Source organism: Lactonifactor longoviformis (assembly GCF_042848515.1).
GTDB classification, from domain to species: Bacteria; Bacillota; Clostridia; order Lachnospirales; family Lachnospiraceae; genus Lactonifactor; species Lactonifactor longoviformis.
Genome location: NZ_AP031453.1, coordinates 2,573,769 through 2,586,190, shown reverse-complemented (window position 1 = coordinate 2,586,190; position 12,422 = coordinate 2,573,769). Strand labels below are relative to the sequence as shown.

Annotated in this window: 12 protein-coding genes; 3 read left to right on the top strand and 9 right to left on the bottom strand. The window is 45.2% G+C overall.

The annotated features are described in order from the left end of the window. The first annotated feature begins 78 nt into the window (after positions 1-78). A complete protein-coding gene (locus ACGHCT_RS11895; RefSeq protein ID WP_390436046.1) occupies positions 79-861 on the top strand; it encodes an EFR1 family ferrodoxin in 783 nt (260 codons plus the stop codon). Between the two features lie 81 nt (positions 862-942). Here the strand turns inward: ACGHCT_RS11895 and ACGHCT_RS11890 are convergent, their stop codons facing one another. The 6 genes from ACGHCT_RS11890 to ACGHCT_RS11865 form a co-directional block, all read right to left on the bottom strand. Then, positions 943-1,542, bottom strand: coding sequence for a GTP pyrophosphokinase family protein (locus ACGHCT_RS11890; RefSeq protein ID WP_072851795.1), 600 nt, complete (start codon positions 1,540-1,542; stop codon positions 943-945). A gap of 166 nt (positions 1,543-1,708) precedes the next feature. Continuing rightward, complete coding sequence (gene nagA, locus ACGHCT_RS11885) at positions 1,709-2,812, bottom strand: N-acetylglucosamine-6-phosphate deacetylase (RefSeq protein ID WP_390436044.1); 1,104 nt, start codon at positions 2,810-2,812, stop codon at positions 1,709-1,711. 3 nt (positions 2,813-2,815) lie between these two features. Next, complete coding sequence (gene nagB / locus ACGHCT_RS11880) at positions 2,816-3,559, bottom strand: glucosamine-6-phosphate deaminase (RefSeq protein ID WP_390436042.1); 744 nt, start codon at positions 3,557-3,559, stop codon at positions 2,816-2,818. Positions 3,560-3,997: 438 nt separating this feature from the next. Next, the gene (locus ACGHCT_RS11875; RefSeq protein WP_390436040.1) at positions 3,998-4,507 is read right to left on the bottom strand and encodes a helix-turn-helix domain-containing protein; all 510 of its coding nucleotides are present in this window, start codon (positions 4,505-4,507) and stop codon (positions 3,998-4,000) included. A gap of 121 nt (positions 4,508-4,628) precedes the next feature. Then, on the bottom strand, positions 4,629-5,495 hold the full coding sequence (locus ACGHCT_RS11870) for an alpha/beta fold hydrolase (RefSeq protein WP_154260266.1): 867 nt from the start codon (positions 5,493-5,495) through the stop codon (positions 4,629-4,631). Between the two features lie 63 nt (positions 5,496-5,558). Beyond that, a complete protein-coding gene (locus ACGHCT_RS11865) occupies positions 5,559-6,887 on the bottom strand; it encodes an MATE family efflux transporter (protein ID WP_390436039.1) in 1,329 nt (442 codons plus the stop codon). A gap of 144 nt (positions 6,888-7,031) precedes the next feature. On the opposite strand from ACGHCT_RS11865, the gene ACGHCT_RS11860 reads away from it, so the two are divergent. Further along, positions 7,032-7,853 carry a MerR family transcriptional regulator gene (locus ACGHCT_RS11860; protein WP_173015637.1) on the top strand — a complete coding sequence of 274 codons (822 nt, stop codon included), beginning with the start codon at positions 7,032-7,034 and terminating at the stop codon, positions 7,851-7,853. Between the two features lie 3 nt (positions 7,854-7,856). Here the strand turns inward: ACGHCT_RS11860 and hcp are convergent, their stop codons facing one another. Both hcp and ACGHCT_RS11850 read right to left on the bottom strand, forming a co-directional pair. After that, positions 7,857-9,449, bottom strand: coding sequence for a hydroxylamine reductase (gene hcp / locus ACGHCT_RS11855; protein WP_347563341.1), 1,593 nt, complete (start codon positions 9,447-9,449; stop codon positions 7,857-7,859). 40 nt (positions 9,450-9,489) lie between these two features. Beyond that, positions 9,490-10,092 carry an ATP-binding protein gene (locus tag ACGHCT_RS11850; RefSeq protein ID WP_154260273.1) on the bottom strand — a complete coding sequence of 201 codons (603 nt, stop codon included), beginning with the start codon at positions 10,090-10,092 and terminating at the stop codon, positions 9,490-9,492. Between the two features lie 116 nt (positions 10,093-10,208). Between ACGHCT_RS11850 and ACGHCT_RS11845 the strand changes: the two genes are divergently transcribed. After that, positions 10,209-10,874: a Crp/Fnr family transcriptional regulator gene (locus ACGHCT_RS11845; protein ID WP_154260275.1), complete on the top strand. Its 666-nt coding sequence runs from the start codon at positions 10,209-10,211 to the stop codon at positions 10,872-10,874. Positions 10,875-10,911: 37 nt separating this feature from the next. Here the strand turns inward: ACGHCT_RS11845 and ACGHCT_RS11840 are convergent, their stop codons facing one another. Continuing rightward, positions 10,912-12,390 carry an L-lactate permease gene (locus tag ACGHCT_RS11840; protein WP_154260277.1) on the bottom strand — a complete coding sequence of 493 codons (1,479 nt, stop codon included), beginning with the start codon at positions 12,388-12,390 and terminating at the stop codon, positions 10,912-10,914. Between the last annotated feature and the right edge of the window lie 32 nt (positions 12,391-12,422).

The following is a 12,422-nucleotide window of genomic DNA, read 5'->3' as shown; positions in this document are numbered from 1 at the left end:
ACTTCTTTCTGTTAAGATTAACGCCATTGACCCCAAAAGCGTGATGTGATAGGATGTTATAAGATTGGAGGAAATAACATGCAAATCAGAAAAATTACTCAGTGCTATTTTAGTCCGAGAGGTACTACAAAAAAGGTTGTTACCGCCATTGCCCGTCAGTTCAGCGGTCCCAGTGTATCCTTTGACCTGATGGAGCAGCCCTTGACTAAGCAGGAGCAATTATCCAGTGACACCTTACTCATTATCGGCATGCCTGTCTATGCCGGAAGGATTCCCAAAATGTGTGCAGAGATGCTTAAAAACCTGAAAGGTTCTAATACGCCTGCAATTGCGGCTGTAGTATATGGCAACAGAGAATACGACGATGCTTTAATAGAGTTAAGAGATCTGCTGAAGGAAAATGGCTTTTCTCTTATCTCCGCCGGTGCTTTTATAGCCCGTCATTCCATATTTCAGGATGTGGCTCCCAACCGTCCGGACACCAAAGACAGACGTATTTTAAAAGAATTCAGTGAGAAATCTTCTCTCATTCTAGATAAATTTAATGAGAATACCGCCACAGACCTTGAGGTGAAAGGAAATTCTCCATACTGTCAGCCTGGAAATGTGCCATTAAAGCCCAGTGGAGATAAAAAATGTACCGCCTGCGGCCTTTGCGTCAAAGTCTGTCCGACTCATTCCATTGACATTGCCAATCCAAAGAAAACAAAAAAAGACACCTGCATCTCCTGCGGTGCCTGCATCCAGATCTGCCCGAAAAACTCCAGGGGATATCATGGGCCTTTGTATAAAATTGCGGCGAAAAAATTCAGAAAAAAATGTGCGGAATATAAAAGGCCTGAATTATTCTACCTTACATAATCCGGGTGTAAAAAGGGGAAAAAGGGGACGTGTACTTTCTAAAAAGTACACGTCCCAAAATCGATCCGGCCTGTCCCAAATTCAAATTGACCTGTCCCCGGTGCTATCTTCAAATTTTTTTTCTATCTCCTGAAGCATCCTGGCATAGGATAAGAATTCTCCCGCCATCTTCTCTTTGTCCTCACATGTTCTCTTATAGCAGATCCTATGCTCCATACTAGCCCAAAAATCCATAGACATTGTACGAAGCTGAATCTCAACAGGAAAATACGCCATACCGTCTTCATAGTATACCGGTACCCCCAGAACAAGGTGATAACTTCTGTATCCGTTAGGCTTTGGTTCTCTTACATAATCCCTCTCTTTTATGAGCACCAAATCTCCCTGCTTTTTAATGGTGACAACAAGATGGTATATATCTTCCTCAAAGTAGCAAATCACCCGGATTCCGGCTATATCCTGCAGGTTTTCTTTTGCGTCCTCGGGCTTGGATTTAAGCTTCAGCCGCTTTAATTTGCCTTCAATACTTTCCTTTTTCTTAATCCTGTGCTGAATATAGTGAATCGGACAATTCTGGTACTTTTCTTCCAGATTGTGATTCAATGCCTCCAGTCTGGACATCAGAATCTGGCTGGCATCCATATACGGCTGTACTAAATCATTATACTGCTCTATTGTCATAAATACTCCCCTTTATATGTATATCCAGTGTCCTCACCACAACCACCACTTTATCCCAGAATTGTGTCTATTCTGTGATAAAAGCTTAAAACTACTATTAAGAATAGCGGTAAGAAAGGCAGGTGCTGTCATGCCAAACAGCTCCTGCCTTTCTTAGCAGTAAACTCTAAATTACCTGGATAAGATTCAGTTTGTCATCCACAAGCAACAGATCAGCCTCTTTGCCCACTGTCACAGATCCGGTTCTGTCATAGATTCCTATACTTTTCGCAGGATTTCTTGTTGCCGCCAGAACTGCCTCTTCCTCCGGCACTCCGAAAGAAATTGCCTTTCTCATGCAGTCAAACAGATTAGTAGCCGAACCTGCTATGGTTCCGCTGTCCAGCACTGCTTTCTGGTCTTTCACTGTTACTCTTTGTCCTCCCAGCTCATAGGTACCATTCTCCATACCGGTTGCCATCATAGAATCACTGATTAGTGCCACACGCTCTGGCCCAAACATCCTAAAGGTTGCTCTCACCACTGAAGGATGAATGTGGATTCCGTCACTGATTAACTCCACAACACACTGAGGATCATCCATTGCCGCCCCGATAAGACCAGGTTCCCTATGGGTAAATGGCTGCATCGCATTATACAAGTGAGTAATATGATGCGCACCCCGCCTCATTGCTTCTCTGGCCACCTCATAATCTGCTGAAGTATGACCCAGAGAAATGCACACCTCATCCTTTAATTCATCAATAAACTCCATGGCTCCCTCTGCGGTAGGCGCCAGAGTCACCAATCGAATCAAATGACCGCACCTCTCATTGCATTCCCGGAAGAATTCCACATCAGGCCTGACAATATATTCCTCTACATGGGCACCCTTCTTTTTCACATCAATAAAGGGACCCTCCATATTAATTCCGGGAATAGAGGAACAGCCTTCTTTTTCGCCCACTTCTGCGGCTGTACCAAAGATGGCAAGCAGCTGCTCTTTGGGCAGTGTCATAGAGGTCGGGCAGTAAGAAGTAATTCCATGCTCCCTCTGATACCTTAGAATTATTTCAAGGCCTTTTACATCTCCGTCGGAAAAATCGTGGCCATATGCACCGTGGCTGTGGATATCTACCAGGCCCGGAATCACCTTCTTTCCCGCCGCGTCTATCTCAGTTACATCTGTCACTTCCTCCCGGGAAGCCACAATTTTATGGTTCTCAATAAAAATATCCCGAACCGTGTACTTTCCATCTTCCCCGAAGACAGAACCATTTCTAATTATCATTCCTTACAGCACTCCTTTTTCTCTGCATAAGGAGAGAGCTGCTTCATCTGCAATAATTACTACATCCGTGTGCAGCTGCAGGGCGGAAGCAGGCACCTGAGGGGTAATTGGTCCAAAACAAGAATCATAAACGGCCTGGGCTTTTCCTTGACCGGAAGCTACCAGCAGAATTTTTTTAGCAGACATGATATTGCCTACTCCCATGGAATACGCATATTTCGGCACGTCATCAATGCTGTCAAAAAATCTGGCATTAGCCTGAATTGTACTCTCTGTCAATGCGACGCAGTGGGTTCCCTTTTCAAATGAATCTGAAGGTTCATTAAACCCAATATGTCCGTTGCCGCCGATTCCCAGCAGCTGTAGGTCCACGCCGCCTGTAGCTTCTATCACTTTATCGTATCTGCTGCACTCATAGGCAGCATCCTCTTCCAGTCCGTTTGGTACAAAGGTATTTTCCTTATTAATATTTACATGGTCAAAAAGATTTGTATTCATAAAATACCGGTAACTCTGATCATTATCACCCGGAAGTCCTTTATATTCATCCAGATTAACTGTTGTCAGTTTGGAAAAATCAAGATCTCCCTGCTCATACCATTTTACCAGCTGCTGATAAGTTCCTACAGGTGTAGAGCCTGTGGCAAGCCCTAAAACCGCATCAGGCTTCATAAGAATCTGCGCTCCAATAATACTGGCCGCCTTTTTGCTCATTTCCTCATAATCCTTAACTGCATAAATCACCATATTACCCCAATCTCCTTTTCATCATTATTTATTATGATCACCTTTGCAATCATCATTATAAAACCTGTTGATAGTAATTTCAATATATTAGCCAATTTTGAAAATACTTTCAAAAATTGTGCATAATACACGTAAAATATGTAATAGAAAGAAATAAAAATAGGCTGTTTTACTTTCTCCCTAAAAGTATTTTCGGCCCGTTTCAACAGATTTTATATTCATATAACAGTGTAAATATATCATTTTCCTGTGCAAAACACAAGAAAAAAACTGACTGACAGAATTCACTATGGAAGGGTGGGGATTTAAACCCCCCCTCCCAAGCCTTGGCAATCTCGCCTGGGTTTGCTAATTGCCCATTTATTCATGAAATAGGAACGCATAACAAAGGCTGTACTGAGTAATATCCAGCCTGTAAGAATTCTGATTTCATCTCAACTATTGGCGGTGAAGAAGTCTCTTTTTCAGTACTCTGACTTTGTTAATATGTCTGCTTGTATAAATTACAGCTGTTATTAGTGCACCCAGGGCCAGCCCTTCACAGAAGTCCGCAAATGCCCCCGGAACTCTTCCCGCTGCCATCCCCGTACAGTCCAAAACTAAGAAAATGAGAAAAGATATTACGCCCACCCAGGCAAAAACATGCAGTTTTTTCATCAGCTTTATCTTCTCATCGCTGCTATAGTCTGCAACCTTCAAAACCGTCTCTTTAATTTCTTTATCCATAATCATCCCGCCTTTCCTTTCTCCATCAATCAGTTCCCCTATCTCTACCTCATAAAAATCTGCTATCTCAATAAGGAGATCTAAGTCCGGCATATTACTGCCTGTTTCCCATCGTGATATAGTCCTACCTGATACATTTAATTGTTCAGCCAGTTGTTCCTGGGTCAGTCCTTTTTCTTTGCGCAGTTCTTTAAAGAAACTGCCAGTTTTTTTCTGATCCACGGCAAAGCCTCCTTTCAGCCATATAGTAACATTTCACAGTAAGCAATATACACGACACAAAGCGGGAAAAGTCATATATTTGCTGTAAAAAGCGGGTAGACATGGAATGTCTGGTGATACTTTATCCCCTCTCCGACAAAAACGCAGTAATAACCCTCTCATATCCCTCTGTCTCCAGCAGCATGGCCAGATGCCCTCCGCTGATATCTCTGCGGATCACAGGCTCTGGCATGATATCTTCCAGGGCTTTTTTCACAGTATGGTTAAATGTAGTATCTTTCTCTGACAGCATCAGCAGAACCTTTCCTCTGTACTTTAAAAAATCCTCCGGTGTGTGATCCCAGCAATTCTTAAGATCCAGAACCAGCCTGCAGACGTGTTCCACATAGGAGACCGGCAGTTCCTCCATAAGCACACGTACAAACTGTGCCACATACTCTTTCTGGCCCTGGCTGTACCCTGTCAATTTTTTATTCACCATGGGCCAGAGAGCGGATTTTATAAGTCCCAGGGGAACATGCCGGAGGACCTTGGTGATCTGCTGCAGTTCTCTGATCAGAGCCTCCATCCCTTCTTTGCCTTCTCTGTCCATGTCCTTGGCCAAGGTCCCTGTATTTGTCAGGATCAGACCTTCGACTGCCTCAGGATGATTTTTAGCCAATACCTGTGCCATCAGTCCCCCGTAGGACTGTCCGAACAAATAGTTTCGATCCGCTCCGAGCCTGAACAGCAGGGCAGCCACTGCGTCTGTCAGTTCCCGGCAGGTTGCGTACCCCTCCTGATAGTCAAAAGCCAGTACGGAGTATTCGGAAGACAACGACTGAAAAAGCTCCCAGAACAATTCTGTTTTTCCAATTCCTCCTGTAAATAATACGATGGTAATTTCACCGCCGCTGTGATATCTGTAAAAAAACTCTTTTCTTTCTATCTCTGCTCTCTGCAGAGGATATGCATTATGAAATTTTCTTAATTCGTCCTGTATACTCATAAAATCTCCTCACCTGATCCGCTGTCTATTAGATAGTATGATTCTACCACGGAAAACGTCTTCTTAATACCCATATTTCTTCTTATACTTTTCAAAAAAGAAAAAGGACAGCACTGCCGCCATCAGTTCCGAGACCGGCACTGCCAGCCACAGCCCATCCAGTCCCCACAGTACGGGGAGTGTCACGACTGCTCCTATCAGGAATAGAAATGTTCTGCTGAAAGAAATGACTGCAGAAATCAGGCCATTGGACAATGCTGTGAAAAGCATGCTGGAAAAAGTATTAAAACCCACCAAGAGCAGTGCAGCGGAAAAAAGTTTATTACCTCGTATGGCTAACAGGTATGCTTCTGTTCCCGGATGTGCAAATATACCAACCAGACTCTCTGAACCGGCAACTGCACATATTGTTGTAACTGCAGCAACCAGGCCGATAAAGAATAAGCTGATGTTTCTAAGCTTCCTCAGTTTTTCCCTGCTATTCCCCCCATAGAAATAACTGAGAAGAGGAGATACTCCAAACATATACCCCATATACAAGGCACTCATGAACCCGAATACATAAAAAATAATAGTGCTGGCGGCAACTCCAGCCTCCCCTGCGTATCTGAGCATACACTGGTTAAAAAGCAGCATTACAACGCCGCTTACCAGATTTCCTGAGAATTCGGAAAAGCCGTTAGAAGCTGTCTTCAGAAGTATTCCCGGCCGGAATCCGGGCATAGCAAAATGAAGCATATGCTTTTTACGCATAAAGTATACTGTCATAGTGAGGCAGGGAATCATCATTCCCATGCCGCTGGCAATGGCTGCCCCTTTCATTCCCATGGAAAACACTTTTATCAGCAGATAATCAAATAGAATATTAAAGATTCCCCCAAAGATTGAGCTGAACATGGCAAGGCCGGATCCTCCCGAAGCGATAACATACATTTCAAGATTAGAAAACAGCAGATGAAAGACTGCAAAGAACATATATGAAAACAGATATTCTTTGCAGTAAAGGGAAACCTCCGTGGAAGCATGGAAAACGCCCGACAGCTGCCCTGCAAAAACAGTTCCCGTAATTGTAAAAATGCCGCCTATCAGCAGATTGCAGAGCATCAGCATGGTAAAGTCCTCACATGCCTCCCTGTGACGCCCCTCTCCCATCTTTTTCATAACAACAGCGCTCCCCCCGGAGGCAAACATCGCGGCAACTGCTGTGAGTATATTAAAGTAAGGGGAAATCAGGGTCAGCGCAGACAGTGCCGACTCACCTATCAAATTTGCCACAAATATACCATCAACTATAGAATACAGCGACTGCACCAGTGTCATTACAATTGTAGGCAGTGTAAACTTCAGTACACTGCCCATACGAATGGGTTTTTTATAAATTTCATGAATCATTGCGAATAATCCTCCCTGCCTTGACTTGAGTTTTTGGAAACCTGTGCCCTCCCGCAGTACTTGCATTGGGGAGCGCCCTTTGGGTATAATAAAGGATACAGTAACTGTAATGTCAAGAAGAATTTTTTACGGAGGAGGATGCCAATGACCCCCCAAAAGCAATTGTTTACCGCCGGGGAATTCGCCCGGCTGACAGGCGTAAATAAGAGAACGCTGCACTATTACGATGAGATCGGCCTGTTCTCTCCTGCCCAAAAGGGCAGCAACGGATACCGGTACTATACTTATGAACAGAGTCTGACACTGGAAATGCTTCTGGCCTTGCGGGAAGCAGGTATGTCAATCAATGAAATCCGACATTATATGGACCACCGTTCCGCCAGGCTTTTCCACGAGATGGTTCGGCAAAAGACCTCTGAAATTGATGCCTCTGTCAGGAGACTGAAGGCCATAAAGGAGATTCTGGAAGAAAAGGATAAAATGCTGTCTCTCTCCGAATCGGCAAAGCTGAACCAGATAACCATAAAAGACTGCCCGGAAGAATATCTGGCATTAAGTCCGGCGGTCTCTGATCCAGAGCAGGAGATGGCTGCACTCATCCGGCACATGAAGGAAATAACAGCCTATACTCCCTACCGGAAAAGCTTCGGCAGTATGTTGTCGGCAGAGAAGATACAGGCAGGCAATTACACGGATTATGACTATCTGTTTACACGAATCAGCAGGCCCAAGACTAAAAAAGGCCTTTACAAAAAGCCCAAAGGCAGGTACCTTCAGGCTTTCTGTAAAGGAAGCTGGGATGATATCCCTTCTGTATATCAAAAACTTATGTCTTACGCGGATTCCCACGGGTTACTGCTGCGGGGGTATTCCTATGAGATAGGCTTAAATGAGATGGCCATCACCCGGATGGACGAATATGTGACTCTCATATCTATTCTGTGTACAGAGCGTATGGATGCCTGACCCCTACACCTGCAGTATTCTTGCCAGATCTTCTTTCGGGGTACTGATAGGCGCAATGTGATAATTCTCTACCAGATAGTTCAGTACATTTTCAGAGACAAAAGCAGGCAGACTTGGCCCCAGATATATATTCTGTATTCCCAGATGAAGAAGGGTCAGAAGGATACATACTGCTTTTTGCTCGTACCAGGAGAGAATCATAGACAGAGGCAGCTCATTCACACTGCAGTCAAATGCCTTTGCCAATTCCACTGCCACCATAATAGCGCTGAAAGCATCGTTGCACTGCCCCATATCCAGGATTCTGGGCAGCCCGCATACCGTTCCCAGATCCATGTCGTTAAAACGGTATTTTCCGCATGCCAGAGTAAGAATCAGGCTGTCCTTAGGCGCCTCCTGTACAAATTCCGTGTAATAATTTCTTCCTGTTTTCGCCCCGTCACAGCCTCCTACCAGGAAGAAATGGCTGATCTTTCCGGATTTGACACCTTCAATCACAGTGTCGGCAGCGCCTAAGACAGCGTCTTTCCCGAATCCGGTAGTCACCTGGGTACCTCCGTTTATGCCTGTAAAGGTCATATCCTCCGGATATCCACCCAGCTGCAGGGCCTTTTCTATTACAGGTGTGAAATCCTTCTCCCCGCCGATATGGGTCATTCCCGGATAGGCAACTACATCTGTAGTAAACACTCTGTCTTTATAGCTGTCTCTTGGCGGCATAAGGCAGTTCGTGGTAAACAGTACCGGTGCAGGCAGATCTGCAAATTCCTTCTGCTGGTTCTGCCAGGCGGTTCCGTAATTTCCTTTCAGGTGGGAATATGCCTTTAATTTGGGATACGCATGCGCCGGGAGCATTTCTCCATGTGTAAAAATATTGATTCCTTTTCCTTCTGTCTGTTCCAGAAGAAGCTGCAGGTCACGGAGATCATGTCCGCTTACTACAATAAAGGGGCCTTTCGGGACAGAAAGAGGAACGGTTACAGGAGAAGGAATCCCATAGGCAGTTGTATTTGCCCTGTGGAGAAGCTCCATACATTTCAGGTTAACCTCGCCCACCTCCAGGACCAGAGGGAGCAGCTTCTCCATGGGGAGTTCCGCTCCCACCGCAAACATTCCTTTGTAAAAGAACTGGTTTACCTCTTCGTCCGAATATCCCAGCACCATAGCATGATAGGCATAGGCCGCCATTCCTCTTAATCCGAACAGCAGAAGGGATTTTAGGGAACGAATATCCGGTTCCTCCTTCCATAGCTTTTCCATATCGTATTCGTCATTTCTCCCGCAGGGCGTCCTGCACACAGAGCACTGTGACACCAGAGCTTCCTTCTCTCTTCTCACTTTTTTAATTTGTGACTGAATGGATTCCTGGTCAAAATTTACATTCGTCAGTGTGATAAATAATCCCTCAATCATAGCACGGTGGGTACTCTCCTGAGGCATAGTTCCCTCCGCCGCCCTGGACAAGGCTATGAGTGCTCCTGTCAGTTCATCCTGCAGTTTGGCAACATCTGCACTTTTTCCGCAGACTCCGGCTTTTCCTGTACAGCCGGTACATCCGGCTGTCTGTTCACATTGATAACAAAACATGTTTCCCATAGTATTGATCTCCTTTTCTCTATCCCGTTAACGGGTTGTTTTACTTCAGAATGTTACCCTTAATTCCAATTGTTACGGTGTGTACCTGTAAATTTTTCCCGCTGTTTTTCACAGCATCCTCCACTGCCTGCACCATTCCCCGGCAGCAGGGCACTTCCATGCGCACAACCGTAATATCTTTAATCTCATTTTCCATGAGAATAGATGCCAGTTTCTCGCTGTAATCTGTACTGTCCAGTTTCGGGCAGCCGATCAGCGTTACCTTATCCTCCATAAATTCCCGGTGGAAATCTCCGCAGGCATAAGCCGTACAGTCCGCGGCAATCAGCAGCCTTGCGTTCTGGTAATAAGGGGCTGACAGGGGTGCCAGTTTAATCTGTACCGGCCACTGCCGCAGACATCCGTTTAATTTCTGAGGCTGGCTGCCCGGACATCCCTGGAAAGGGGCTGCCTCTCTCTCTTCAAAAGATATGGCGCCTGTAGGACAGACCGGAAGACAGTCACCCAGGCCGTCGCAGTAGTCTTCCTTCATCAGCCTGGCTTTGTTATCTACCATTTCTATGGCACCTTCATGGCAGGCTTTTGCACACAGACCGCAGCCATTGCACTTTTCTTCATCAATTTTAATTATTTTTCTCAGCATAACTTCAGCCTCCCTGAGTCAAAATGTATCGTTACCTTTGGTTTCTTGACTATCTGAGGAAAGCATACTATACTTGCAGTAGTAAATCGGTTGTTTTTACAACAAAAAGAGGGAAAATGAAAAAACAAATAGAAATTCTAAAAGATACACCTCTGTTTTTCGGGGTGCAGGAACATGAGATCGAGGAAATGCTTGGCTGCCTGTCCTCTTCGGAAAAGACTTATAATAAAGGCTCTTATATTCTTACCGCACAGGATCCTCCTGTTAATGTGGGGATTGTACTGGAAGGCAGCGTTCATGTGATCAAAGAAGACTTTTGGGGAAACCGGGCTATCCTGGCCAGAATAGGAGCAGGAGGCATGTTCGGGGAGGCTTTTGCCTGTGCACAAGCGGACCATCTTCCGGTAAGTGTGGTAGCCAGAGAAGACACGGATGTACTTTTCATTGACTATAAACGGATTATTACCACCTGCTCCTCTGCATGCCATTTTCATAGCCGTCTCATAGAGAACATGCTTCACATCCTGGCAGAAAAGAATATCCTGCTCACCCAGAAAATGGAGCATATTGTCAAACGGACAACAAGAGAAAAGCTCCTGTCCTACCTCTCCTGGCAGGCAGTGCAGGCCGGTTCCTCTTATTTTATGATTCCGTTTAACAGACAGGAACTGGCAGACTATCTGTCCGTAGACAGAAGCGCCTTGTCCAGTGAACTGGGAAAGCTGCAAAAAGAAGGAATTCTGGAGTATCACAAAAACCAGTTTAAGCTGATTCATGCCTGAGGTTTCCTCCCGGTCTCTCAGGCATGAACACGCTGCATTATGTGCCAAAATTAGGGAATAAAAGGTATGCATATACCATGGACAAAACGCAGTAAACGATTGTCATAATAATAAAAGCTTTAATAGTCCTTTTAAAAACTTCTCCTTCGGCATTCTTTAATCCCAGAGTTGCATTTACCGCAATAATATTATTCGGACAAATCATATTGCCCAGGGAACCTCCCGCGCTGCTGCTCGTAACCGCTACTATCTGGTTGATGCCAAGTGTAGTTGCCGCTTCCAGATGGAGCATGCAGAACAATTTATTGGATCCCAGGCAGGATCCCGTAATAAACGCTCCGATTGCACCGATAAGGACAGAGACTGCAGGATAAAACTTCCCGGCCAGGTCAGCCAGAAACTGAGCAATCTGGGAGATCATACCCGAACTGTTCATCAGGTTTGCCAAAGCGTAAAGGGAACACAGTGTGATAATAGGTTTGATTAATTTTAAAATTGCATTCTTCTCGCACAACAAAAATTTATCTGCGCACCCCATAAAAAATGAACTGATGAGAACTACAATATGAATAACAGCCCCAATCCAGGTGGCATAGCCGTACTTCGTAAGTGCACTCAGCGGAAAGCTAAAGCGCACCGCAGGCAGTAAAATCAGGAGCAGAAGATAGGGCAAAAAGGCTTTGAAATTTGACTGATTTGTTTCAAACTCTGTGGAAGAATCATTTATGTATGCAGCATTTTCCCTGACGCCCACCAGCTTTAAATAAGCGACGGATATAATCACGCCCACTACACCGGATATTAAATCTGATAGTTCGGCTCCGATAAAGTTAGACACTAAAAGCATAGCTATACTCATGCCTATACATACCGTCGCCAGATATCCCCACATACCTTTTAAACTTTTGGTCCCATACAAGACAATCAAAAGAACAATTGGCACCACCAGGCATCCTACCGCCAGAAATCTTCCTGTCATGGCAACAATATCCTCCAGCGGTACGGTCCCTGTAATCGCGCTCATGCCGGCAATTGTAGGAACTCCCGCACCTCCAAAGCACGGCGGCACCCCATTGCAGATCAGGCAGGCGGCGGCAGCCACCAGGGGCTGAAATCCCAATCCCAGCAGGAATGGGGCCAAAATTGCGGCCGGCGCACCATTTCCTGTGGCTCCTTCAATAAATACTCCCAGACAGAAAGCAATGAGTACAATTTGCACGCGGCGGTCTCTGGTGAGAGAACTAACCGTTGTTTTTATGCGATTCATGCCCGTGCTGACCTGCATTAATTCTAACAGAGAAAATGCGCCCCATACCAGAAATGCCACCTGCAGGGCAGCTATCACACCGCTCCTGGAAGTATCAAGCATACCGGCCGGTTTTCCGGAAAATGCTGTGACTGCAAGTAAAAATGTAATGGCGACGCCTATCAGAGCGACTATCCAGGCCGGTTTTTTCAGTATTACAATTCCAACTAATACGATTAAAATGGGAATTATTGCTAATAAAAGAGACAATAAACTTCCCCCTTTCTGCAGAATGCCTGTTC

What these genes read in the sequence shown, in the direction of transcription:
- ACGHCT_RS11895 (WP_390436046.1), top strand. Translation starts at nt 79, where the DNA reads ATGCAAATCAGAAAAATTACTCAGTGCTATTTTAGTCCGAGAGGTACT.
- ACGHCT_RS11890 (WP_072851795.1), bottom strand. Translation starts at nt 1,542, where the DNA reads ATGACAATAGAGCAGTATAATGATTTAGTACAGCCGTATATGGATGCC.
- nagA (WP_390436044.1), bottom strand. Translation starts at nt 2,812, where the DNA reads ATGATAATTAGAAATGGTTCTGTCTTCGGGGAAGATGGAAAGTACACG.
- nagB (WP_390436042.1), bottom strand. Translation starts at nt 3,559, where the DNA reads ATGGTGATTTATGCAGTTAAGGATTATGAGGAAATGAGCAAAAAGGCG.
- ACGHCT_RS11870 (WP_154260266.1), bottom strand. Translation starts at nt 5,495, where the DNA reads ATGAGTATACAGGACGAATTAAGAAAATTTCATAATGCATATCCTCTG.
- ACGHCT_RS11865 (WP_390436039.1), bottom strand. Translation starts at nt 6,887, where the DNA reads ATGATTCATGAAATTTATAAAAAACCCATTCGTATGGGCAGTGTACTG.
- ACGHCT_RS11860 (WP_173015637.1), top strand. Translation starts at nt 7,032, where the DNA reads ATGACCCCCCAAAAGCAATTGTTTACCGCCGGGGAATTCGCCCGGCTG.
- hcp (WP_347563341.1), bottom strand. Translation starts at nt 9,449, where the DNA reads ATGGGAAACATGTTTTGTTATCAATGTGAACAGACAGCCGGATGTACC.
- ACGHCT_RS11850 (WP_154260273.1), bottom strand. Translation starts at nt 10,092, where the DNA reads ATGCTGAGAAAAATAATTAAAATTGATGAAGAAAAGTGCAATGGCTGC.
- ACGHCT_RS11845 (WP_154260275.1), top strand. Translation starts at nt 10,209, where the DNA reads ATGAAAAAACAAATAGAAATTCTAAAAGATACACCTCTGTTTTTCGGG.